The organism is Primorskyibacter sedentarius (assembly GCF_004342065.1).
Lineage (GTDB): Bacteria > Pseudomonadota > Alphaproteobacteria > Rhodobacterales > Rhodobacteraceae > Primorskyibacter > Primorskyibacter sedentarius.
In genome coordinates, this window is sequence record NZ_SLZU01000029.1 from 11,856 (window position 1) to 35,922 (window position 24,067).

The window sequence follows — 24,067 nt, forward strand, 5'->3', positions numbered from 1 at the left end:
GGGGGTATTCCTTATAATTCGTGGATCGGCCTGTGGCAAAGATCGGAGGGCAGTCATGGGAGCTGCCACGGCATCAGGCGACGTTCGAGCCGCTGCACGCAAAGGTCGATCAGGACACCCAGCACACCAATGGCGATGATCCCAACAAAGATGGTGGAGACAGAGTCATTCTGTTGCCCCTGCGCGATCAGGAAGCCGAGGCCAGTCTTTCCGACCACCAGCTCAGCGCCGACCAGCGCCATCCAACCGTTGCTGATAGCAATTCGGATTCCGGTAAAAATGCTGGGCGTGGCCACTGGGACCACGACCCGGCGCAGCGTATTTAGCTGATCAGCGCCAAAGACGCGGGCAGCTTGCACCAAGATATTGTCCACATGCTGAACACCCAGCTGCGCATTGATGACGCAAGCTGGAAAGGCCGCGATGAACACCACCATCGCCTGTGTCGCGGTAGACGCGCCAAACCAGAGGATCGCAATCGGAACCCATGCAAATGGCGGGATATAACGCAGGGTTTCGAAGACCGGGTTCACCACAGCACGGAACCACGGGACCCAAGCAAAAAAGATGCCAAACGGCACGCCAAGTACAATGGCAAAAAACACTCCGTAGGACCAACGCTCCAGCGAAGCCAAGACATGACCAAAGAGAGCCGCACCGGCAAAAGGCTCCACGATCAGGTTGGCGAAGCGCGCGATCACCGCGAGAGGCGACGGCAGGACTTCGGGGCCGACCCAGCCCAGGACGCTGGTGGCCAGGACCCAGGCCAACGCCAGAATTCCAAGGGACGTCGCACCATATGCAAGTGGGCGTGACAAGATCGGTGAGGGGGATGCATTGACGGCCATGCGTCTTATCCTTTCTGCTGCGAAAGCGACCACGGTGCGAGAACATGCGTGGCCAGTTTCATCAGAAGTGAGAGCAGGACGCCCAGCAGGCCGATCAGCAGCATCGCCACGACAAGCACATCGGTATCCAACATCCTCGAAGCATTGAGCGCCACGTAACCAAGTCCCGCAGTTGCGGCGAGCAACTCTGCCGCGACGAGTGTCGTCCAAGCATTCCCCAGCGCGATCCGAGCCCCGGCTATCAGGGTTGGCAAGGCCGTACGACACACGATCCGTGTCAGGATCTTGCCATCGCTCGCCCCCAACGTCCGACCCGCGTCAATGAGCAGTGGATCCACCGAACCGACTGCCTGCATCGAGTTCATCAGCCACGGCACGAGCGCGGCAATGAAGACCACAAAAATTCGGGCAGGTTCACCAATGCCCATCCACACGAGGGTCAGCGGGATCCATGCCAGCGGTGGCACCGGACGGATCAACTGAAAGATCGGAAAGACCAACCACTTCACACGCGGCCACCAAGCCATCGCCACCCCAAGAGGCACACCCACGATTCCGCCAAGCGCCCAACCGGCAAGTACGATGGACAAGGAGCTGAAAACATGACCCAGCAAGGTGGAGCCGATGTAGGGCTTGACCCACATCCTCCCAAACCGCTCGACAACGTCGCCTGGCGACGGCAGGAATAGGGATGACACTGGGCCGCCGCTTCGCGTAATCCACGCCCAAACGGCGATCCAGACGACGCAGGCTGCGGCACTTACCAGCACCAGGTTTCCGTTGGCTATTCGCCGCATCGGCCTCTCCCCTTACCGACTTCCTCCTAACCCGACTCGTCGGGCTTTCCGGCAAATTGAAACTAAACCGTTTAACTGTCAACGGCGGTTTTGAGTCACTCCCGAAAACCTGCGCCATATAATTAGTCTAAACTAATGAATATATTAGATTAATTACACTACCACTTTTTCTGTTCGAGAAGAAAACAGCTACGCATGTTTTGCGTAGACTTCCCGTTTCCTACCAAATAGTATAACTGTTTAAGTTAGTGAGGAGGCGTCAACTTGGAACCTGAAGAGGTGAAAAAAAGACCGTCGATCAAAGATGTCGCGCGGGAAGCAGGCGTATCCACGGCAACCGTGTCGCATGTCTTTTCCGGCAAGAAACCCGTGCACGAGGCTTCTGCGCAGAAGGTGCGCCGGGCTGCAGAAAAGCTTGGCTACACGATGGACCGGGTGGCGGCGCAGTTACGCACGCGCCGCACAAAGATCATTGCGGTTCTGGTGCCCAACCTCGAGGATCTCTTCCTCAACCGCTTTATTTCACTGATCGAATCCCGGGCTGAGGATGCGGGATATCAGGTGATCGTGTCCTGCTCGCGCGACGACCTGAAAACTGAACAGGACCGTTTGCGGGCGCTTATGGGCTGGCGCCCCAGCGGATTGATCCTTGTTCCCTGTATCGACGCAATTCCCGATATGCTGGCCAAGCAGCACCCAGAAGTGCCGGTGGTCGCAGTCGACCGAGTCAACCCTGCATTTTCAAAGTATGACACTGTCACTACTGACGATTACGCTTCCGGTCGGGATGTGGGCCAACATCTCGTCGATCTTGACGCCCGGTCCATCCTCGTGGTGGCAACCAGCGACAAGATTTTCACTCAGAAAGAACGTATTCGAGGCGTCGAGGACTGCGCGCGCGAAGCGGGCAACGTCATCGTCAACACCCTGATCGCAGGCCCCGATGCAGAAAAGGCCGCTGGGAAATTGTCGGAATGGCTGGACGCCCATCCTGAAACTGAAGCGGTCATTGGGCTGACAAATGTCATGACGCTGGCAGCCTTGTCGACCTTCGCTGCACGGGGAATCGAGCCACCAAAGGGCATCATGCTTACCGGGTTCCACGATTCTCTTTGGATGACCGCCCGGCGCGTCCCGATCACCACTGTGGCACAACCAGTCGACGCCATCGCCGACGCTGCTTGGGAGCGTATCTTCACTCGAATCGGAAAAGATGACGCCCAGGTTCGGCACGTCATTTTTAAGAGTACTTTGATCAAACGAAGATCTACACTTGACCACTGAACGAAGGTTGAATCGCTGAACCCCAATTCGTCCCATGGATCTTCACGTTTAGTGTCACCCCAGGTACTCGTGTAGCCACACTGTGACGCGACTGAGATCATGCAATGCGAGCAAAAAGCCGCAATTTAGCTCCTGCGTGCCGATTTCGGCGATATTCCAGGCGAAGGCATTCGTGTTTCGGACCAACCCTATTTACGCGATACGCTGTTAAATCAGGCCTCGTTGGTGGCGACTACGTGCCCTCGACGGTGCTTAGCCGTGCAGCATTGATCACATTGCGAGCCATGTCCCGTGCCAGTATGGCGGCCTCGGGCATGTTCCGGACATGCGCCGTGGCAATTGCGCCTTCCCTCAACAGGGCGAGGTGCTCTGCCATCTGTTCCGGCTCTGGCAGTTGCGCCTCGCGGCATGTCTTTTGCAGGTAATCAACGATCCGCCTCTTGTGCTCGGACGCGCCACGCCAGTCTGAGCTATCGTTCGCGACTTGTGCAACTGTCACCATTGGGAGAATTCTCATCAGCACATTTCCGGGCCAGGACTGCCAACCGGTCGAGCATTTCGTGAAGCGAATGTGGTGCGCCTCCAGAGCTTGTGCCGCCATTGACTGACCGGAATACGGCAAAGCGACGATGCGGATCGCTCGTCGCGATATTTTTGTCGGCTGGATGTCGGCTCGAAAAATTCCATATTTTCTAATTTCTACATTAGCTTACAGAGAATGTCGGCTGTCGGTGAGAGCCGCCGGTTCGAAGAAATTCGGCACTATCAAACCCGATGCACAAAATACCATGACGCTCACACCTCCCCTGCACCACCGAAATCAGCCCGGAGTGCAGGCATGACCAAAACTAAACAAAACAAGTCGCTCAAGAAGCGGGACATCTGCTTCTCGAACATTACGGTGACCGAAAATGGGAAGCGTCGCCCATTGAACCAGGTCGAGAAAGACAACCTTATCGCCATGCTGATTCAAAAGGAGCGGCAAGATGCGCTCGACATAGCGCGGCTGGTACCTCGCGGCTCTTTCATTGAACGTGTCTTGAAGTTCTTTGATGCGTCCGATGTAAGCTACGCCCTGCCCCTGTTTCAGCTCATGTCTCTGGCGTCGTCCTTTCTCACCCAGCGCGGCGCAACGTTGAACATCTCAGGGCACAAAGCCAAGCGCCCGATCCTGTGGACAATTTCATTGGCAGCATCGGGGAGTTCGAAAACCCTGGCCTTGGATACCGTCGAAAATATCCTCATCCCGCCCCATGGAGCAGTCACGGTCCGCAAGTTGCCAGCACCAGGGTCGGACGCACAGTGGATCCTGGATCTCGCTGACGAAAACGGGGCATTCTGGTGCCAGGACGAGGTCGGACAGTTTTTTCAAAATTTGCTGAAGTCCAAGCAGTTCGAGAGGATCAAACCCTGGATCCTTGATGCCTATTCCAACAAGCCCATCAGTAATCGACTGAAAGGTGAAAAGGACAAGCTCACGATCGATGATCCCCACTTTATTTTCATGGGGATGAGCGTCCGAGAGACATGGAAATTGAATGTCGACGCCGCAAGCATGCTTGATGGTTTCTGCCAGCGTTTCAATTATGTCATCGCCCCTGCCCGCCAAGACACCGATATGTTCGATCATTTCCTGTATTTCCGGGGCGACCACATACCGGCCGTGCAGGCAAAGCTGAGACGCGACTGGGAAGCTTTGTGTGCGCAAGAGGGCGCACTTGACAGCTATTTCCTTGAGGATGATGTGCTGCCCTATCTTGAAGGATGGTGGCGCAATTTGCGTGACAGGTGGGGGGATGGCGCGGTGCCTGCTTCGTTTGTACGCCGGATCGGATACTCAATCCTGAGCTACCTGGTCATCCTCCACTTTCTGCTCGGGCTATCAAAACGCCCGATCGGTGTGGAAACAGCGGAGATTGCCACGAAATATGCCGAGTTCCATATGGAAAGCGCGTTCATCATGATGCGGGAGTACGGGAATGCTGAAAAAGACCACGTACAACGCGTCGCCGAAATCCGCTCGAGGCTTCGCGGTGATGGGTCTGGCTCTGTCACCGCGCGTGATGTTCAGCGCAGGCTCAGCAGTGCGCAACGTAAATCCCTCAGTACCGAAATGACGAGGCAGATTCTGGAAACATTGGACCGTCTGGAAACGCCGCCTGACCTGTTCGAGAACACCTTCACGACCCGCCATGAAAAATCCGAACTTCTTTTTGATAGATACCAGGATGTCCTGAAAACCGAGCGGCAACGCGAGCAGTGGCGCAACAAAAAGCGCCTTCGGGATATTCGCGACCGCTATGAAACAATCTTTGCCCACGATGGTGCGACCAATGATGATCACAGCTCTGGATCGTCAGCAGAAACAACAGGCGGCGATGTTCTGGATCTGAACAAGCACAAGAGGAGGCGTGCATCCTGAGGTCTCGTTCGGCATGGGGTCTAAGTCCGGCGAGACACCAACCTCGGCGATATCCTCCTCAGAAAATCATCGTACGCTTACCGGTAGATGTTCGAGCGATGCCCATGCATCTTCAAGCAATCGTTCCAACGTGCAATGCCATTGCGTAGGACCAATTGCCTCCATCCCCTTGGGTTGGAAGCGCTCAAGCCCCGGAACCGACCATCCCCAGCCCAAAAACTCCACTTCACTCGTATGCACCTCGGTGCGCCGAGATAAACAAGAAGAGACCGCTCACACCTGGAGGGGCAACGGTCAAGCCCACACCCAGCAGAACTGAAAACTGCCAGTTTGTCGATTTTTATTTTTCGCCCGACCGGATGAGACCAAACTTTGGCCGGTACCTTCGGAGCATTGCCTCTCGCAGAGTTTCTGGACAGGAACGGTAGGCGCTGGGAGGGCAGGGACCTGCCGCAACACATAAATAAAATGCCCGGCGGCCAGTGCTTTCGAAACGCTTGGGAACTGAGCCTTCGTCATGGGTATCCATACTGTGAAGGTTACGGTTGGGACATCAAACTGGGCGCGCGGCCGTTCTGCCATGCCTGGAACCTATGTCCTAAATCCGAGTCCGTCATAGATCCCACGTGGGCTATCGGCAATGGAGCGATCTACCTTGGCGTCGCGCTTACTCCAAAACAACTGATGCGGATCGTCGATCTCACCGGCCGCCTCGAAGTCTTGCAAAGTGGCCGAAGCGCTTCCCTCGCGCTTGTCAGTCAGGTTCTTGATCTGAAGCCGGTATCGGTTGCCTCGTAAGCACCGATGACGACCTGCGGGTAGGCGCGTTACGCTATTTCGACCGGGTGGGTCGCGATGGCGTGGCCTTAGCCGCTCCAGAGACCGGGGCCGAGAACTGGGACGCGCCACGGCTGCACCGGATGGACAATGTGATCATGGCGGCACGGGCCTTCGAGGCCGATCCGGAGAGCTACACGGCGCTGCGCGCGGAGCTCGGGGGAGGCGATATCCTGACCCATGCGGTGTGATCGCTGGGCGGAGCGCGCCCTATAGTGAACCCCATCGACGACGAGAACGCGCTCTGGATCATCAAGCTGCCGAAGCAGGTTGATACCTACGCCATGGCCCGAGCCGAAGTCATGGCCTTGCGTTTGGCGCGGCTCTGCGGGATCACCGCGGCGGAAGCGCACGTGATCAACGATGCGCCACATTTCCCCATGATCCGTGTGCGTCGCTTCGACAGGCTGGGTGCGGACCATACCGGACGCGTGCCCTATACATCTCGGCGCAGACGTTCCTGGGCGGCGGGCTGGATCATGTAGGTTCCTACGGGGAGATCGCTATGGCGATGCGCACGCATTGCGCCGATGCCTTGCCGCAGATCCACGAGCTGTATCGTCGATTGGTCTTCACCATCCTGCTGCGCAATACAGATGATCACCTGCGGAACCACGGATTTCTGCGCGCGGTCCGCGGTTGGGTGCTCTCGCCAGCCTTCGACATCAATCCCGAGCTTCACCCGGGCGGCTGGTTGCAGACGCCGATCTCTGAGATCCACGGGGCAGAGTGTTCGATCCGGGCCGCGCTCGACGCCGCGCCCTATTTCGAACTTTCTGAAAGTGAGGCGCGCGAAATGGTCGGGGCAATGGCGCGGATCATCGCGGCCGAGTGGCGCCCTATCGGGCGCGAACTTGGCATGATGCCAAGCGATTTCAGTGCACTTGCCACCGTCATGGAGAACGAGGACCTTGTTTGGGCTCGCTCTTTCTGACGGATAAGGGAATAGAAGATGAACTCTCGATACAACTGGTAAAGTTAGCATATGGGCGCAGCCTTTGTCGTCTGGCCCGCTGGATGGCGATCCAAGGTCGAGGTGCTGGAATCTGCCGGTGACGAGACTGCTATGGTGTGGTCAATCAAGCGGTGAACGACCAAAGCGGCTGTTCGTCCATGATGCGACATGACGCAAAACGGGCTTACTTTATTGAAAATTCAACCACTCTAAGAACCAACTTGAAATCTTGGATTTCCGCTCTCCCCATGTGTCATTCGCCAATCAAGAATTGAAAAAGTGTCGTTCAACGGGGATGTGTTAGGCTGTTCCGGCCCATTGGAGGAAAAGGGGTGTTTTAGACAGAACAGTCGGCGGGCTAAAATATAAAGCAGTTGGCGCCAAGCGCATGGGTATTTTGTTGCGGCGAGGATACAAGAGTAATGCACCCCCCATCGTTGAGCGGCTGCAAAATAGGAGCCGAGCCCATGGTAGATCCAGAAACACTTACCTTCCTTGCCGATCTTGCAACGAACAATCGCAAAGCTTGGATGGACGCCCATCGCGTCGAACGTGATGACGCCATGCGGAATTTTACAGGCATCGCGACGACGCTCCACGATTATGCGGATCGTTTTGATCCACTCGTGGCAGAGGCCCGGATCAAACCCAAGAAAAGCTACTCCAAGTTCTTTCAGGAGGCACGCGATCGTGTCGTGCCCGGCCTATACCGGACGGATGTAGATGTGTTCGCCAATGCCGGAGATCCCGCCGAAGATGTTGGATATTACCTGCACATCGAGCCAGGAAACTGTCACGCAGGGGCTGGAATTTTTCACCCCACCAAAGCAGCGCTTGCAAAGCTACGCGCACGTCTGGTCGATGACCCGCAGGGTTTTGCCGAAGTCGTGAACGATACGGAGTTCAAGGAGGCATTTGCAGATGGCATTATCACACGAAAGGCGTTGGCGGCGTTGCCCGATGGTTTTGACATAGCGAGTCCAGCGGTTCCTTATCTCATGATGGTCGGGTTGGGGTGCCGCAAAGACATCCCGGACACTCTTTTGTTAGACGACGACGTGATCGATCTGTTGATTGAGATATTTCGATCGGCACGACAACTGGTGCAGTACTTTGATTGAGGTTTTCCTCCTTGCGTTCAACTCTACTGAAATTGAAGCGCATGGCACTTACATACCAAAAGCAAAGTGTCTCGAGACCTATAGACCCCAGCGCACGTCGCTCCCGATCCTAATGTAAGCACGATGAAAAGGTAAAACCCAATGACAGAACACTATGAACGTCACCGCCAGGCTTGGACGACTGAAGAAATTCAGAAATTGCGTTTATTGGCAACAAAGGGAATGAGCTTGAAGTCGATTGCCAAAGCCCTCACGCGCTCAGAGGAGTCGACCAAGAGTAGAGCCAAGCAGGATAAGCTGAAGATTCAAAAAGCGCGCTGACGCAGCGTGCCTGCGCATATTTATTACACCGCGATAGCAAATGCCGCTTCAACAGCTCGACGAGGGCGTGGAGAGCCCGCTCTCTTCCAACAGCAGGGGTGCGCCGATAGCGCCACATGCTAAGTCGGCCCCAAAACATCGTGGAGGGGGGGGACCGGCCCATTGCCGACCTTCACCAATCGTGTCGACGCCGCAGCGTAGCTTCACGAGACCAACCATTCGTGCATCTTGCAGCATCCGAACAGGGATGAAGGTCAGGAAGCCGGACCAGGGCAAAACTGCTATTCCCTTTGAATGCATGAAGATCTTCTACCACCCCCACAGCAGCAATAATCATTCGATGTGTAGGGAAGCGCATAAGTTTGCGCGTCGCGGAGGGTGATGATAAATCTGAAATCGCTTTAATTCAATAACTTAATTTAACTGCGCACCGAGGCCGCACTTAAAGGTTTGCGCCAGGTTTGCCGCCTGCCCTGTCAAACCGAGTGATACTTTAAATTGACCAAAGGTCATGCTGCGGCCCGTGCTGATCTATACGCACAATCGCGCTCCAAGCTCGTTCGCAACAACTCGGTGTTTGGATTTATGGCCATGCCCATTGGGACGAGAGGCGCGATGATCTTCGGCTGGTGTGCCACGGCCGACGGCCCCGGAAATAGCCAAAGCTCACACTGCCCTTTCGCATCTGACCAGGCTTTCGCGTAACGTCCGAAGCTCTTGCGGGTCTTCGACACAGCTTTGTCTCATAGCCGGACAGCGTGGAGCAAAGAGGCAGCCCCGATGCGCCGCAAAGGGGTCCGCAGCCGCTGCGCCCAACTTTTGTTCGGGCAGACCCGCTTGTGGGTCCGGCAGCAATGTCGCCGCGAGAAGGACGCGGGTATAGGGGTGGCAGGCATCCGCGAAGAGCGCATCGGTCGCGGCTTCCTCGATCTTCTGCCCGAGATACATGACTGCCACATGGTCAGCCAGATGCTCGACCACAGCAAGGTTATGGCTCACAAAAACCATGGTAAGGCCAAGCTCTTTCTTGAGCGATAGCAAAAGGTTAATGATCTGAGCCTGCACCGAGACATCAAGCGCCGAGGTTGGCTCGTCACAGATCAAAACGCGTGGTCCGAGGATAAGCGCCCGCGCGATGGCGACCCGCTGCCTTTGCCCGCCGGAGAGCTCGCCGGGATAGGCATCGGCTAACCGCGCGGGCAGCCCCACCAGATCAAGCATCCGTTTGACCTCTGCATCGACATTCGTACCCCCATACAATTGCAACGGCTGACCGACCAGAGTCTGGATTCGTTTGACCGGATTAAGCGAGGCATTGGGATTCTGAAACACGGGCTGGATCAAACGCACGCGGTCTGCCACGGGCATTGTGCCGATCTTCTGGCCCGCGATCTCGATCTCACCGCGATCGGGTTTTAGCAAGCCCAGCATGATGCTGACCGCAGTGCTCTTGCCGCAACCGGATTCACCTACAAGGCCAAGCGTTTTCCCTTTGGCCACCTCAAGCGACAGGTCGTTCACGGCGACCAATTCTTCGGTCGGAGCGAACATGCCACGGCGCAGGCGGTAGGTTTTGCGAATATCGGTCAAGCGGATCATCGGGATCATGCTGTCACCTCCCCTGCCTTGACACATTCAATAAACTGCCCCTGTGCGGCGCTTATGCGTGGCACCGGATCGTGAGCGCACTCTGCTCCAGCAATGGCGCAGCGGTCGCGAAAGGCGCAGCCGCGCAAAGCGCCTATTAGCCCGGGCACGCGCCCCGGAATGGCGGGCAATTCGCTGCCGCGCGGAGTGACGCCCGGGACCGGAATCGCAGCGAGCAGCCCCTTGGTATAGGGGTGGCGTGGCGCAGCAAACAGACCGGCAACGGGCGCGCGTTCGGCGATGCGTCCGGCGTACATCACCGCAACATCGTTCGCGATGGCTGCCACCACGCCCAAATCATGGGTGATCAGCAGCAAGGAGAGGCCGAGGTCGGCCTGTAGCTCGCCCAGAAGCGTCAGGATTTGGGACTGAATGGTGACGTCCAGCGCAGTTGTCGGCTCGTCCGCGATCAAGAGCTTGGGCCGCCCCATGAGTGCCGAGGCGATCATAATGCGCTGACGTTGCCCACCAGAAAATCCGTGTGGATATTGCGTCAACCGCGCTGCCGGATTGGCGATGCCCACACGGTCGAGCATTTCGATGGCGCGGGCCTCGGCCTCGCTCCGGCTCAGCTTTTCGTGACGCATGACGCCTTCGGTCAGTTGCCGCCCGATGGTCAGCGTCGGGTTCAGGGCGCTGGTCGGGTCCTGAAAAATCATCGCCACATCGCGGCCACGCAACTTTGCCAGCTTGGCATCGGTTTTGGTAGTCAGGTCCTGCCCCACCATTTCGAACCGGTCACTTGTGACCTTGGCGTAGCGCGGCAGCAGCCCCATGATCGAAGTCGCCGTCAGCGATTTACCACAGCCCGACTCGCCGACAAGGCAGAGTGTCTCTCCCTTGGCGATCTGCAGATCGACACCCCGAACAGCGTTCAACAGGCCTCGGTCGGTGGGGATCGACACCTTCAAGTTGCGAATATCAAGCATCATTTCGGTCATTTTCGTGCCGGCCCCGTAATATCGCGCATGCCGTCGCCGAACAGGTTCACCGCCAGTACCAGCAGGCAGAGCGCCGATCCGGGCAGTGCGATCAGCCATGGATCAAAGAGAATATTGTCGCGGCCCTCGGAGATCATCAGCCCCCAGCTTGGCGTTGGCGGGCGCACTCCCAGCCCGAGAAAAGACAATGCCGCCTCCAGCAGGATCACGTTTGCAACCTCCAGCGAGACGACGACAAGGATCGTAGCGCGCATATTGGGCAGGATTTCGAGGAATAGGATGCGAGTGCGGCTGGCGCCGATGGCGCGCAGGCCTTCAATGAATTCCTGATGCCGCAGGCTCTGTGCGGCAGCGCGGGTCACGACGGCGAACCGGTCCCACAGAAGCAGCCCCAAAACCGTGATCAGCGTGGTCAGCGAAGCGCCGCCCAGCGCCACCGCCGCCAGTGCGACCAGCACGATGGGCAATGAAAGCCGCGTTGTGATGGCGAAGCTGATAACCAAGTCGATCCAGCCGCCGAAATACCCCGCAATCAGACCGAGCGTGATACCGATAGTGCCAGAGACAAGGATCACCCCCAGCCCGACACCGAGCGACACACGTGCCCCATAGATCATGCGAGACAGGTAATCGCGTCCGAGGTGATCGGTTCCAAGAAGGTGTTCCGGCACCGAACGATCATGCCAGAAAGGTGGCAGCAGTCGGCGGGTCAAGTCCTGCGCAATCGGGTCATGTGGCGCGATCAGCGGCGCAAGCAAAGCGATTAGGATGATAACTGCCAAAAGTGTGCCGCCGATCAGCGCGCCTGTATTGCCCCGCATCTTACGCCATACAGACGGGCGGACGGTTTCGATGTTGACGTCGGACATCAGGAGCCCCCCCTCAGGCGCGGATCCAGCACCGCGTTCAGAATATCGGCCAACGTGGTCAAGACCACGTAAAGCAGCGAAAGGATCAGAATGATCGCCTGCACCACCGGCAGGTCACTGCGCAGAAGAGATTCCCAAGCCAGTCGCCCCAGCCCGTTCAGTGCGAAGACGCTCTCGATCACGATGGAGCCGGATAGAAGCTGCCCCAATTGCACCGCTGACAACGACACCAACGGCAGCACCGCATTCCGCAAAGCATGGCGTGAAATCACCAGATGCATCGGCAGCCCCTTGGCCTTGGCCGCCCGGACATAGTCCGTGGCCAGCACGTCGATCATGCCCGAGCGCGTGATGCGCATGAGTTCGGGGATGGCGTAATAGCTCAGCACGATCACGGGCAGGATGTAGCCCTGCCATGTGTCCGCGCCCGAAATAGGGACCCAGCCATACCAGACTCCGAAGACCACGATGGCCATCAAACCCAACCAGAAGCTCGGGATTGCCTGCCCAGACACGGCGATCACCAGCGCAAGGCGGTCGATCCAGCCGTTCGGCCTTAGCGCCGCTGCGACCCCCAAGGGCACGGCGATCACCAAAGCGACGAGGAATGAGATGAAGCCGAGCGTCAGCGTGACGCCGGCTCGGTTGCCGATGATCTCTGTCACCGGCACATTGAAATAGATGCTCTGCCCCAGATTTCCGGTCAAAGCGCTGCCGATCCAGTCCAGGTATTGAACAACCAAAGGTCGGTCAAAGCCATAGGCCACGCGGATCGCTTCGGCATCCTCGGCGCGGCCACCAGAGCCCGCGATGGCAATCGCAGGGTCGCCCGACACGAACATCAGACCAAAGCTCAGCGCGGACACGGTCAGACAGACCAAGAGCGCCACGAGCAGACGTTTAGAGATGAAAGAGAGCATAGGTCTTTCCGTTGTGGGGGCCGGACAGCAGGGAGAGGACCGTCCGGCCCGTTACGTTGACAGGGTCAGCTTACCTCCAGCTGGCGCCCCACCAACGGGCGAACTCATCCGGGTGCGGGGTGAAGTTCAGGTCATTGGACAGGCCATAATTGACGTTGAAGTTGTACATCGGCATCCAATAAGCTTCCTCGGCAATCTTCTTGACGGCCATGGAGTAGTTCTCGGAGCGCACGTCGCGGTCTGATGCCGTGTCTGCCTCGGTCAGCCAAGTTGCCAGTTCGGCGTCTTGCACAAGGTCATCCGCGCCGCCGCCAAAGAAATTCGACAGGATGAATGCGGTGTCACCGATGCCGTAGCTGCCCCAGTTTGAGAAGAACGCCGGAAGCTCCTTGGCGCGCCACTTGCCGATACCCGAAGAATACTGCTGCTCGTTCAGCTCCAGCGTCACGCCGACATTGGCGAGATCGGCGGCCACGGCCTCGGCAGTCGGGCGCGGCATTGCGGCGAAGACCATTTCCATCTTGAAGCCGTCCGCGTACCCAGCCTCGGCCAGCAAAGCTTTGGCTTTTTCGGTGTCGTATTCATAGGCCGTGACATCCTGTTCACAGCCAAATTGCGCCGGGTTGCACGGGGTGTTGAGAACCTCAGAGGCACCGCCTGCGAAAGCGTCGACAATCGCGCCGCGGTTTGTGGCGTGGATAAGCGCCTGACGCACACGTTTGTCGGCAATCGGCGTGTCACCGGCCATCGCCTCGGGGGCGAAACCGACATAGCCGATGCGCATGATCGGCGCGCTTATGATCTGCACCCGGCCTTCAAGACGCGAAGCCTGATCCGGAGGAATACGCCAGATCCAGTCCAGCGAACCGGACATCAGCTCGGCGTATTGTGTGTTCATCTCGGGTATGGTGCGAACGGAGATCTTGTCGATGGTGGCGCCGGATTTGGGGCTGCCTTCGTAGTGACCCTCAAAGCGCTCCATCTCGTAACGGATGCCCGGTTCCTGGCTAACCAGTTTGTAGGGGCCGGTTCCGATGGGGGTGGCAGCCATACCGGCGGACCCGTTTTCTGCAAAGAAGGCGTGCGGATAGATCGGTAGTGCATCAGCCAGCATCTCGACGGCACCGGCAAAGGGCTTGGACATGTTGATGCGGACTTTGTAATCGTCCAGCTTCTCGACGCTGTCGATCCAGTCTACGGATATCGAATAACGGGTGCCGTACTCAGGGGTGATGACGGTGTTGAGCGTTTCAACCACGTCATCGGCGGTAAAGTCGGCACCGTTGTGGAACTTTACACCCTGGCGGAGGGTGAATTCCATCGTCAGCGGGCCAGTGAATTCCCAGGATTCCGCCAGCGCCGGCACGATCTCGCCGGTGTCGAGGTTCTTATAGAGCAACCCGTCATAGATGTGCCGCGCGAGGATCAGGCCCTGACGACCGGCGATCTTGTAGGTATCGAGCGGCTCTGGCTCGGCGGCGAAAGCGACGTTGAGCGTGTTGGACGCCTTGTCGGCAAGTGCGGGTGTGCCCAGTGTCAGCGCAGTGCTGGCAGCAAGGACGGCCAATGAAGTGAGGCCTTTTATGGAGAATGTCTGTGTCATGGATCTCTCTGTCGGTTGAGTGAAGGGAAGATGTGTTACGCCGGTTTTCCGGTTCTAAGCGGGTTGTTTTGCACTCCGCGTTATTTCGGCCAGTGTCTCGCCAGCACGCAGTCGTTCGAGGATTGTTAGCTCGTCCTCCTGCATTTTGCGGGCGCGCGCGGCATGGGTTGCGGCCTGATCTTTGTCCAGCACGGCAACCCCGTTTTCGTCGGCCAGAATGATATCGCCGGGCCGGACGGAGACACCACCACACCCCACGGTCACATTGAAGTCGCCGCCAAGCCCGCGCGGCTTGGTGGTGATCGGTGACCGGCCACGGCACCAGACTGGAAACTCTTCTTGTTCTATGGCGGATCGGTCGGTGACAAAGCCGTCGATTACCGCACCCACCACGCCACGTGCCTTGGCGGCCGCGGTCGTGACCGCGCCCCAACAGGCATGGCGAAGATCGCCGCAACGGTCGATGACGATGACCTGTCCGGGTTTTGCGGCGGACAGTGCCTCTGTCAGCATCGCGCCATCGTCGCCGAGCATACGCACGGTCAGGGCGGGGCCAAAGACAGTTCGACCAGGCAACAGGCCCTGCAGCGCAGGCGACATGAAGCCCGATTCAAGAAAATGCCCCAGCGTTGCTGTTTCGATGTCCGAAAGGTCGAATTGAGATGTCATGCCCTGTCCTGTCGCCTGATTTGTAGGAAAGGATGGCGGCAGGACAGCGGCAGGGTCAAATAGCCGGAGGTTATGGAAAGCATAACCTCCGGGTCGAAAGCGGCGCTCAGATCGCCGCGGTAACGATGAATTCCACCTTGTAGTCCCGCGTCGCCAACTTGGCCTCGCCACAAGCACGCGCTGCCGGATTGTCAGGATCGATCCACGCATCGTAGACCGCGTTCATTTCTTGAAAATCGGCCATGTCGGCCAGCCATATGATAACCTGTAACAGCATGGATTTATTGCTACCTGCCTCTGTCAGTAGGCGGTCGATGGCATCCAGACAATCTTGGGTCTGGGTCGCGACATCGGCACCGGCGGTGCCCACCTGACCGGCGAGGTAGACGGTGTTGTTGTGAATGACGGCTTGGCTCATGCGTGGGCCTGGGTGCAAGCGTGTGATGCTCATGGTTTTCGTTTCCCGATTAAATGAGTGGCAAGTTTAACCGAACCTGTGCAATGCGCACAGATGCGTGGCATAGCCATTATCAATTACAGGTATTAGCATTGACTATATGCTCGACGATGAAAAATAGGGCATTCTTAATCTAATCAAACAAGAAAACGATCAACAGCATGAACGCTCTGCCGCAACCCGACCTAAATTGGAACTTGCTGCGCATGTTTTACATGATTGCGAAGGAGGAGAGCATCACAAAGGCCGCCAAACGGCTCGGCCTGAGTCAGCCCTCGGTCAGCAATGCGTTGCAAAAGCTCGAAGCACAGCTCGGTTGCCAGTTGGTCTTTCGCGACAGCCGCCACTTCGAACTGACAACGCGTGGCGACAAAATATTCCAAGAATGCCGTGACATCTTTCACAGCGCTGGACGGATCAATCTCTTAGTCCGTGACGCCGAAGAGGAGGAGCGCGGGCAGGTCCGGTATCAGATCATCAGCAATCTGGTGTCTCCCATGCTGGACGAGTTGCTGCGGCTGTACCATCAGCGATATCCTTCTGTGGCCTTTCAAAGCGAGGTCCAGAACAGCCAAGCCATCGTGCGTTCGATCCAGCAGGGTCGTGGCACGATCGGATTTTGCCTGCTGGCCAAGCCAATGGTGAACCTGCCCTCGATACGGCTGTTTCGCGAGGAGTTTTGCGTATTCTGCGGTGCCGAGCATCCACTGTTCGGGCAGGAAAGCGTCGCGCTCCGCGATCTTCAGCGCGAGCCCTTCATCAGCTTTGCCTGCGCCACCGAAGGAATGGGGTTGGAGCCGATGTCGGTATTGCGCGAAGGCACGAGAATCGGCAACCGCATCAATGGCTTGAGTACCAACATCGAAGAGGTTCGAAGAATGATCGTGGCCGGGATGGGAATTGGTATCCTGCCCTTGATGACCGCGCAGGACGACATCAAGCGCGGCGACCTGTGGCCGATCAAGATCACGGATGAAACGATCGGTGCCGATGTCTATCTGGTTCACGCCCCGAGAGAAAAACTATCTCCCTCGGAGCAGAAGTTCGTTGATATCGCGCAGGAGCTTCTGGCAATTTACCCCGATATGGTGTGAGCGCGCGCCATATTGGCTGCTGCCAGATCCTGAAGCGCCATGCCGGCGGATTTGAAAAGGGTTCGGGCACTGTCATCGCTGCGGCCGGGATGCGTCCCCTGACACAATTCGGCCAGATCCGCGCGGATGTGCTCTGGCGTGATCTGCCCCGCCGCCAGCGGTTGGGAAAGATCGCCCGCAAGCGACGCCCCTGCCCGCAGATCGACGAAAACCTCGGCCTGCATGATCGCCTGATCGTCGCTTTCGCGCATGTCGCCCTTAAATGCGCCGATCAGATCAAGGTGGCTGCCGGATTTAAGCCAGTCACCATGGATGATGGGCCTTGTTGAGGCCGTGACCGTGCTGATCACATCCGCTGCGCGGCACGCTGTTTCAAGGTCGTCTACTGTCCGAGCGGGCAGGCCCTGTTCCCGGAGAGCTGTGGCAATAGCCGCTGCCTTTTCGCCGGAGCGCCCCCAGATTGAAACCGAGGTGTAGGACCGCACAGCACAATGCGCCGCCGCTACGGCGAGAGAAAGTTGCCCCGTGCCGACGATCAATAAATGACGGGCATCCTTGCGTGCGAGGACATCCGCCGCCAGTGCCGACGCCGCCGCCGTGCGCCGCGCGGTCAGTGTATCCCCATCCAGCGCCGCCTGCATCTGCCCGGTCTCGCCATCAAACAGCAGGTAGCCCGCATTGATTGTCGGGCGGCCCTTGGCGGCGTTATCAGGAAAAAAAGTCACCACCTTGACGCCAATGCTTCCACCGGGAACCCAAGCGGGCATGATCAGAAGCGATGCTTCGCTGCCATCGGGCTGGCTGATGCTCAGCACCTGCCGGTCCGGTGCCTGCACCGTGTTGCTGCGATACCAGTCGCGCAAATGACCGATCAGATCGGGCCAGTCCAGCGCAGCTTCAAGCGCTTCATGTCCGATCAATGTGCTCATCGGTCGGCCCGTTTGACGACGGCATGCAAAAGAATATTTAACCCGGCGACGAAATCCTCTGGTGTGCAGTTTTCTTCGTTGTTGTGCGTAATGCCGTTTTCGCAAGGCGCAAAGATCATCGCGGTGGGGCAATGGGTGGCAAGGAAATAGGCGTCGTGGCCCGCCTGGCTTTCAATATCACGCCAGTTAAACTCCATGCGGATCGCCTCGTCACGGATGCCGTCGATCATCTCGTGGTCAAAGATGTCGCCGCCCCATTCCCATTCATCCTCAATCTCTGCCTCACAACCACAACGCGCGGCGGATTCAAATAGCGCCCGGCGCATCTTTTCCGCCATTGCGCGGGTGGTGATCGGGTCGGGGTGGCGCACGTCACAGACGGCTTCGGCAGTGTCGGACAGGATCCCCGGCTTGTTGGGCCAAGCGGTCAGCCGCGCGGCTGTGGCCTTGCCGTCATGCACCGCGAAATCCCAGCCGATGTCATCAACGGCGGTCAGCCAGCGCGCGCCCGCCGCCAGCGCGTTCTTGCGCAGGTCCATCGGAGTTGGCCCGGTGTGCGAAGTCTGGCCCTTGAACGACGCCCGCATCCCGCGCACCGGATAGCCGCCGGTGACGATGCCAACCTGCCTATTTTCGGCGTCAAGGATCGGTCCTTGTTCGATGTGCAGTTCAAAATAGGCGTCGATTTCGCCGGCCTTGCAGGCACGTTCGCCGTTGTAGCCAATCCGCTCCAACTCATCACCGAAGCGCGCGCCATCATCGCCGATCAGGTCATGCACCCAGTCGATGTCATATTTGCCAACGAAACAGCCGGAGGCGACCATCGGGGGAGAGAACCGCGCCCCTTCCTCGTTGGTCCAATCGACCACCACGATGGGGCGTTTCGTGACATGGCCCGCATCGTTCAGGCTGCGGATCACTTCCAGTCCGGCCAGAACGCCGGCAACCCCATCGAACCTTCCGCCGTTGATCTGGGTGTCAAGGTGACTGCCTATCAGGATCGGCGGCAGGTCGTTGTCGCTGCCGTCGCGGCGACCAAAGATATTGCCGGCGGCATCCATTTCGACGCTCAATCCGGCCGCTTCGCACCACGACCGGAACAGATCGCGCATTTCACGGTCGGCATCGCCAAGCGTCAGGCGCGACAGCCCGCCGGGGCGGCCTTTGCCGATCTCACCAGAGGCTTCGATGGTGGACCAGAAACGGTCAAGATCGACACGGGTATCAGGGGTTATCGACATGGGAAACCTTCTTTCTTTCGAGGCCGAGATCAAAACAGGATGCCGGGGAGATCGGTTATCAGAGCGGGGAAGAGAACGAGAAGCAGCAGGACGCCGACCATCACGCCAAGGAAGGGGATCAAGTATTTGAACGACGCGCTGAGTGGGATTTCACCAACCCGGCAGGCGGCCATCAGGTCAATACCAAGCGGTGGTGTATTGGCGCCAATGGCGAGGTTGATTGTCAGCAGGATGCCGAAATAGACCGGATCAATGCCGTAGTGCCCAAGGATCGGCAGGAACACCGGCGCAAGGATCAGGATGATCGCAATGCTTTCCATAAAGGTGCCAAGGATCAGCAGGACCGCCATCATCATCAACAGCGCCACGGTCCCACTTTCAGTTGCTTGTGTGATACCGTTGACCGCCATCTGCGGCACTTGTTCGGCCGCAAGGATCCAACCAAAGACCGAGGCTGAAGCGATGACAAGGAGGATTACGCCGGTCATCTCGGTGGTCTCACGCAGGAGCCGCATCAAAGTGGACAGCGACAGCGCGCGATAGACAAACACCCCGATGAACAACGCATAGGCGACGCCGATCCCGGCGGCTTCGGTCGGGGTGAAGACGCCAAGGCGAATGCCACCCACGATGATGATCGGCGCCAGCATGGCAAGGATCGACCCTTTGGCGGCGCGGCCGAGTTCTTCCCAGGAGAATAGCTCCCCACCTTGCCAGCCGTTGCGGCGGGAAATCCACCAGGCAACAAGCATAAGGCCAAGGCCGAGCAGGATACCGGGCAGGATCGCAGCGATGAAAAGCTGGCCGATCGAACTGTTGGTGGCGGTGCCGTAGACAATCAGCACGATTGACGGTGGAATGACAGTACCAAGCGAGCCAGCACAGCCCAAGGCAGAGGCCGAAAAGCCGGGGGCATAGCCCTGATCTTTCATCGCCGGCAGCATCATTGTGCCGATGGCCACCACGTCGGCCACGCCGGAGCCCGAAAGCGAACCGAACATCATGCAGGCGATGATCATCACCATCGCCAACCCGCCGGTGCGCCGCCCGATCAATGCCGAACACAGCGCGATGATCCGGGGTGCAAGCCCGCCGTGGACCATCAGCAGACCCGCCAGCAGGAACAGCGGAATTGCCAGCAGTGTAAAGCTGTTGATGCCCGCTACGGCGCGCTGCGCCACCACCATCATCGGCGCGGCATCGGCGATCAGCAAATAGAACATTGACGACAGCCCAAGCGCCACGGCGATTGGCGCATCCAGCAGCACCAGCACGACGAAGACGACAAGAAGCAAAGCAAGCGCGAGGCTCATGCGCGGTCCCCTTTCAGGATCAGGCCCAGCAGCGCAAATCCGCAGCAAACGGGGAGGGAAAGGTAAAAGAGCCCCACGGGCAGCGAGAGCGCTGTGGTCTGGTGCGACCATGTGATCTGGGTCAGCTTCCAGCCAGTCCAGATGAATACCGCAAGGAAAACAAAACTTGCGAGCCATGCCAGAACGGCAAAACCCCGGCGCAGCGGCGCGGGCATCGCCACCAGGTCAAGCAACCCGGCGCGGAAATGCGTGCCACGCACAAATCCCGAAATCGCGCCCACAAAGGTCAGCCAGACCAGCGCCATGCGGGGCAATTCTTCGGCCCAGCGGGGTGTTGAGGAGAACAGGTAACGCGAGATGACGACATAGACGACCATCGCCGCAAACCCGGCCACCAGCGCCGCGCCGACCCGGCGCGCAGCGCGGTCGATAAAATTGGCCGCGCGCAGCGACCCGCTCCCGAGTGTCATGGCTTCAAAAATCCTTCCGGGCCACGGCAAAGCGTGCATTCGTCGCAATAGGCCGCAACCACCACCCATTCGTCGGAAATCACCTCGACCGTGTGATCCAGGCCGGGGGGCAAACGCACAGCGGTGCCCTCGGTCATGTGGTATTTCTCGCCCCCGGCCCGCAGGATCGCCTCGCCCTTGAGCGTCAGGGTCACTTCGTCGCGGGGATGGCTGTGGGCGGTGGATTTCGCGCCCTTTTTACCCGTGGTCACGGAGAGCTTGATAAAGCCCTCGCCGCGTTGAGCCGGGGAAAACAGCACCTTTTGCGTGAAGTCGTAAAGTTGCACCGGTTCTACCGATGCAACTTCTGTTATTTCAGGTCGCAGGGTCATTTGCGGTACTGGTTCAGGATGGTCAGAAGCTCTTCGCCATAGACATCCTTCTGGCTTTCCCAGATCGGCTCGACCGCTGCGATAAAGGCGGCTTTGTCGACCTGGTTGAACTGCATGCCTTTTGCTTCCAGCTGGGCGATCAGCTCGTCATTGGCGGCGGCAACCATGCCGCGCTGTTTCAGGCCCCAGGATGTGGCGGCTTCTATGACAATGGCCTGATCTTCGGGCAAAATCTTGTCCCAGACGGATTTCGACATGGTCAGCGTGGCCGCGCCCCAGATGTGCTCGGACAGCGAGACGTATTTCTGCACTTCGAAGAACGACGCAGAATAGATGATTGCGAGCGGGTTCTCCTGCGCATCGAACAAACCTTGTTGCAACGCGGAGTATAGCTCGCCGAAAGACAAAGGTGCCGGTTCTGCACCCAGACCTTCGAACGTCGCAAGACGCACTTTGTCGGGCGTGACGCGGATTTTCAAACCAGCGAGATCTTCTGGCTTTTCAACAGGGTGGACATTGTTGGTGATGTTGCGGAAACCGTTTTCCCACCAGCCCAGAACCTTGATACCCTTGCCGTCGAGCATATCGGCCAGCGCGACACCCAGATCGCCATCAAGCGCGGCAAAGGCCTGATCGCGTGCGCTCCATGCATAGGGCATTTCGATGATGCCCATGCGCGGCTCAATACCTTGAAACGACCCGGAACCGATCAGACCGGCCTGTACAGACCCGAATTGCAGGCCCTCGATCACCTCCTTTTCGCTGCCAAGCTGCCCGGAGGGGAAAACCTCGATTGCGACGCGGCCTTCGGTGCGGCTGTTGACCTCTTCTGCGAAACCAGTGGCGGCGTTGTGCCAGCTGTGGCTTTCCGGCAGGACGTGGCCAAGGCGGATCGACACGTCGTCAGCCAAGGCGGCAAGCGGCGTGAAGGCCAGAAGGCTGGCCACCAGCAGGCCGCCTTTGATCAGTGTGGTGGGGGATTTCATTTCGGACTCTCCTGTTGAGCATTATATGCCGCAGAAGAAATACGGATCGTGGATTCCAAGCAAATAGCCTGGACCTATGGCTGAAAAAGCTTTTTCGAATACTCGAGCGCCTGTGCGCAGTGTTTCACTTCGGCTACGCGTGAATGCTTGCAAACATTGTCGAATGTCACTGAGAACTGACCCGGTAGCCCCGTAAATTGTCACTGAGAATTGACCAATGTGAACACGATGCCCCAACGGTTTTGGTTGGGGGGATTTGGAGTGATCGACATGGAATTTTTGAGTGTTATCAGACGCTGGGCATTGCGTGACAAAATGCCAATCAGAGAGATAGCTCGGCGGACGGGACTGTCTCGTAACACCATCAAGAAGTATCTGCGCGAAGGCGCGGTAGAGCCGAAGTTCAAGACGCCCAAGCGTCCAAGCAAGCTGGCCCCATATGCGGATCGGTTGTCAGCGTGGCTTTTGATCCAGACACGCAAGTCTCGCAAAGAGCGGCGCGCATTGAAGCAAATGCATGCTGATCTGGTCTGGTTAGGATGTCCGCGCGTATCTGTGAAGAGCTATCTCAAACGACGTCGGATAACCGAACTGGGTATCGCCTTCGCCATGGGCACGCACCGCGTAACCAAGTTCAACAAGTGGCCTTTGTCTGGTGTTCTCCGGGTCGACCATTCGCCTCAGGGCAATCTGTTCTGTCGCAGCTACGGCCCATTGCGGCCCGACAATGCACTCGAAACGAATGGCTGTTTGCGCCCCGCACCCGGTTGCGGGATCAGGTCATCATGAGGTGCACCTTTGAGGAGAATCGGGAAGTGTTTAAAGTCAGGGCCGATCCCGCGTTGACACTAAGTGTAGATTGAAACCGACCAAATAAATCAGAGGGCCACCATCGGTATGTCGCTTAGTTTTCTGCGGGCGCGAGCCTACCGTTGTGTTTCTCGTCTTCCACTCCTCAAAGCCTACGGTGAGACAAATCCACTTTCTGAATAAACTGCCGTGCTTGGACCCATAGGTGCTGACGTCAGACAATGGGAAGTCTGCTGCGTCTTTGGCACGACATTTCCTTTCCCGCTTATCCACGAAAAAAAGCAGCAAAGCGCGCAAGGCGCTGACTTGGCTTATCTTTTCCGCCATCCGGCCACATTTTACGCAATTTTCCAGATTTGTTCTTTGCTGAACACCCGCCGGGCCAACATTGCTCGGTTGGCGGAACGAGCGGAGAGCCCTGATGATCACTGAACTGAAGTCGATCCCGGACATCTGGAAGCGGATGCCGAGCGAGATGCACGGGCGACGCTTCCTGGAGGGTATCATATGATCGACCGGCAGGCATTGTCCGCACTGTGGGTCGGTGGACTCTTCGGCGCTGCGCGGCCGGACCAGCAGACCTGGGCTCTACCAGTGCCGAGACTGTCGTCTCCAGTTCACAGTCACCACGCGCACCCCGATGCACGGCACAAAGCTCGACCTGCGTATCTGGATCTGTGCCATTTTCCTGGTGCTCACATCGAGCAAGGGTATCTCGTCGGTCGTGATGGCACGGCTCCTCGGGGTGAACCAGAAGACCGCCTGGAAGATGGGGCACGCCATCAGGGAAATGATGGACGACCGGAACGGCGAACTGCTGACGCTGGAGGACATCGTCGAGGTGGATGAGGCCTATGTCGGCGGCGCCCCGAAATCCCTATCGGGAGCCTACAATCCAAGGGGTAAGGGCACCGGAAAGCCGATGATCTTCGTGGCGGCCTCACGAGACGGTCAGGCACGCGCACGGGTCGTTCCCGATGACAAAAGGGCGACACTTGAGCCGATTCTCCTGGAGTGGATCGACCCTGCGACGACGCGCCTGATGACTGATGGAAGCACAAGCTATCTGAACCGCCCCGGGTTTACCGGAGAGTAAAACTCTCAAAAGGTGAGCCTCATGACAAACAAGAAACATACCCCGAGCTACACGGCCGAGTTCCGC

General features: G+C 58.0%; 24 protein-coding genes and 2 pseudogenes. 10 read left to right on the top strand and 16 right to left on the bottom strand.

All coding sequences use genetic code 11. The annotated features are described in order from the left end of the window. Positions 1-53 precede the first annotated feature (53 nt). Both EDD52_RS21245 and EDD52_RS21250 read right to left on the bottom strand, forming a co-directional pair. Positions 54-848, bottom strand: a complete 795-nt coding sequence (locus EDD52_RS21245) for an ABC transporter permease (RefSeq protein WP_132248637.1) — start codon at positions 846-848, stop codon at positions 54-56. A gap of 5 nt (positions 849-853) precedes the next feature. After that, complete coding sequence (locus EDD52_RS21250) at positions 854-1,645, bottom strand: ABC transporter permease (RefSeq protein WP_132248638.1); 792 nt, start codon at positions 1,643-1,645, stop codon at positions 854-856. 264 nt (positions 1,646-1,909) lie between these two features. Between EDD52_RS21250 and EDD52_RS21255 the strand changes: the two genes are divergently transcribed. Continuing rightward, positions 1,910-2,929 (top strand): LacI family DNA-binding transcriptional regulator, encoded by a 1,020-nt coding sequence (locus EDD52_RS21255; protein ID WP_132248639.1) that lies wholly within the window; start codon positions 1,910-1,912, stop codon positions 2,927-2,929. A 232-nt stretch (positions 2,930-3,161) separates the two neighbouring features. On the opposite strand, the gene EDD52_RS21260 is transcribed toward EDD52_RS21255, so the two are convergent. Further along, the gene (locus EDD52_RS21260) at positions 3,162-3,446 is read right to left on the bottom strand and encodes a hypothetical protein (protein ID WP_132248640.1); all 285 of its coding nucleotides are present in this window, start codon (positions 3,444-3,446) and stop codon (positions 3,162-3,164) included. A gap of 321 nt (positions 3,447-3,767) precedes the next feature. Between EDD52_RS21260 and EDD52_RS21265 the strand changes: the two genes are divergently transcribed. From EDD52_RS21265 to EDD52_RS21285, 6 genes are all read left to right on the top strand, one after another. Further along, entirely contained in the window at positions 3,768-5,351 is a 1,584-nt protein-coding gene (locus tag EDD52_RS21265) for a DUF3987 domain-containing protein (RefSeq protein ID WP_165907626.1), read from the top strand. 860 nt (positions 5,352-6,211) lie between these two features. After that, a complete protein-coding gene (locus EDD52_RS23780; RefSeq protein WP_165907627.1) occupies positions 6,212-6,379 on the top strand; it encodes a hypothetical protein in 168 nt (55 codons plus the stop codon). A gap of 3 nt (positions 6,380-6,382) precedes the next feature. Then, a complete protein-coding gene (locus EDD52_RS24315) occupies positions 6,383-6,673 on the top strand; it encodes a HipA domain-containing protein (RefSeq protein WP_132248642.1) in 291 nt (96 codons plus the stop codon). Positions 6,674-6,687: 14 nt separating this feature from the next. After that, positions 6,688-7,122 (top strand): HipA domain-containing protein, encoded by a 435-nt coding sequence (locus tag EDD52_RS24320; protein ID WP_341539848.1) that lies wholly within the window; start codon positions 6,688-6,690, stop codon positions 7,120-7,122. A 488-nt stretch (positions 7,123-7,610) separates the two neighbouring features. Continuing rightward, entirely contained in the window at positions 7,611-8,264 is a 654-nt protein-coding gene (locus EDD52_RS21280) for a DUF2461 family protein (protein WP_132248644.1), read from the top strand. 141 nt (positions 8,265-8,405) lie between these two features. Further along, on the top strand, positions 8,406-8,585 hold the full coding sequence (locus tag EDD52_RS21285) for a hypothetical protein (RefSeq protein ID WP_132248645.1): 180 nt from the start codon (positions 8,406-8,408) through the stop codon (positions 8,583-8,585). 666 nt (positions 8,586-9,251) lie between these two features. Here the strand turns inward: EDD52_RS21285 and EDD52_RS21290 are convergent. The 7 genes from EDD52_RS21290 to EDD52_RS21320 all read right to left on the bottom strand — a co-directional run bounded on the left by EDD52_RS21290 (position 9,252) and on the right by EDD52_RS21320 (position 15,685). Continuing rightward, positions 9,252-10,193, bottom strand: a complete 942-nt coding sequence (locus EDD52_RS21290; RefSeq protein ID WP_243652052.1) for an oligopeptide/dipeptide ABC transporter ATP-binding protein — start codon at positions 10,191-10,193, stop codon at positions 9,252-9,254. Continuing rightward, a complete protein-coding gene (locus EDD52_RS21295; protein WP_132248657.1) occupies positions 10,190-11,164 on the bottom strand; it encodes an ABC transporter ATP-binding protein in 975 nt (324 codons plus the stop codon). Before EDD52_RS21295 ends, EDD52_RS21290 begins: the two co-directional genes overlap by 4 nt. Before the next feature lie 5 nt (positions 11,165-11,169). Continuing rightward, a complete protein-coding gene (locus EDD52_RS21300; protein WP_132248647.1) occupies positions 11,170-12,042 on the bottom strand; it encodes an ABC transporter permease in 873 nt (290 codons plus the stop codon). Continuing rightward, a complete protein-coding gene (locus tag EDD52_RS21305) occupies positions 12,042-12,962 on the bottom strand; it encodes an ABC transporter permease (RefSeq protein ID WP_132248648.1) in 921 nt (306 codons plus the stop codon). Before EDD52_RS21305 ends, EDD52_RS21300 begins: the two co-directional genes overlap by 1 nt. 70 nt (positions 12,963-13,032) lie before the next feature. Further along, a complete protein-coding gene (locus EDD52_RS21310) occupies positions 13,033-14,565 on the bottom strand; it encodes an ABC transporter substrate-binding protein (RefSeq protein WP_132248649.1) in 1,533 nt (510 codons plus the stop codon). Positions 14,566-14,619: 54 nt separating this feature from the next. Next, positions 14,620-15,234 (bottom strand): RraA family protein, encoded by a 615-nt coding sequence (locus tag EDD52_RS21315; RefSeq protein WP_132248650.1) that lies wholly within the window; start codon positions 15,232-15,234, stop codon positions 14,620-14,622. Positions 15,235-15,340: 106 nt separating this feature from the next. Next, on the bottom strand, positions 15,341-15,685 hold the full coding sequence (locus tag EDD52_RS21320; protein WP_207906073.1) for a RidA family protein: 345 nt from the start codon (positions 15,683-15,685) through the stop codon (positions 15,341-15,343). A gap of 167 nt (positions 15,686-15,852) precedes the next feature. Between EDD52_RS21320 and EDD52_RS21325 the strand changes: the two genes are divergently transcribed. Next, the gene (locus EDD52_RS21325) at positions 15,853-16,785 is read left to right on the top strand and encodes a LysR family transcriptional regulator (RefSeq protein ID WP_132248651.1); all 933 of its coding nucleotides are present in this window, start codon (positions 15,853-15,855) and stop codon (positions 16,783-16,785) included. On the opposite strand, the gene lhpI is transcribed toward EDD52_RS21325, so the two are convergent. From lhpI to EDD52_RS21355, 6 genes are read right to left on the bottom strand one after another with little or no spacing between them, the layout of a single operon-like run. After that, a complete protein-coding gene (lhpI, locus tag EDD52_RS21330; RefSeq protein WP_132248652.1) occupies positions 16,767-17,714 on the bottom strand; it encodes a bifunctional Delta(1)-pyrroline-2-carboxylate/Delta(1)-piperideine-2-carboxylate reductase in 948 nt (315 codons plus the stop codon). The genes EDD52_RS21325 and lhpI overlap by 19 nt on opposite strands. After that, positions 17,711-18,955 carry a Zn-dependent hydrolase gene (locus tag EDD52_RS21335; protein ID WP_132248653.1) on the bottom strand — a complete coding sequence of 415 codons (1,245 nt, stop codon included), beginning with the start codon at positions 18,953-18,955 and terminating at the stop codon, positions 17,711-17,713. The genes lhpI and EDD52_RS21335 overlap by 4 nt, the downstream gene beginning before the upstream one ends. A gap of 29 nt (positions 18,956-18,984) precedes the next feature. Continuing rightward, entirely contained in the window at positions 18,985-20,268 is a 1,284-nt protein-coding gene (locus EDD52_RS21340; RefSeq protein ID WP_132248654.1) for a TRAP transporter large permease, read from the bottom strand. Continuing rightward, positions 20,265-20,738, bottom strand: coding sequence for a TRAP transporter small permease (locus EDD52_RS21345; RefSeq protein ID WP_132248655.1), 474 nt, complete (start codon positions 20,736-20,738; stop codon positions 20,265-20,267). The genes EDD52_RS21340 and EDD52_RS21345 overlap by 4 nt, the downstream gene beginning before the upstream one ends. Further along, the gene (locus tag EDD52_RS21350) at positions 20,735-21,064 is read right to left on the bottom strand and encodes a cupin domain-containing protein (protein ID WP_243652055.1); all 330 of its coding nucleotides are present in this window, start codon (positions 21,062-21,064) and stop codon (positions 20,735-20,737) included. The genes EDD52_RS21345 and EDD52_RS21350 overlap by 4 nt, the downstream gene beginning before the upstream one ends. A 41-nt stretch (positions 21,065-21,105) precedes the next feature. Further along, positions 21,106-22,095 carry a TRAP transporter substrate-binding protein gene (locus EDD52_RS21355; RefSeq protein WP_132248656.1) on the bottom strand — a complete coding sequence of 330 codons (990 nt, stop codon included), beginning with the start codon at positions 22,093-22,095 and terminating at the stop codon, positions 21,106-21,108. Positions 22,096-22,365: 270 nt separating this feature from the next. On the opposite strand from EDD52_RS21355, the pseudogene EDD52_RS21360 reads away from it, so the two are divergent. Then, positions 22,366-22,635: pseudogene (locus EDD52_RS21360) on the top strand (helix-turn-helix domain-containing protein); the annotation flags it as partial. Positions 22,636-23,326: 691 nt separating this feature from the next. Then, positions 23,327-23,971: pseudogene (locus tag EDD52_RS21365) on the top strand (IS1595 family transposase); the annotation flags it as partial. Positions 23,972-24,067 lie beyond the last annotated feature (96 nt).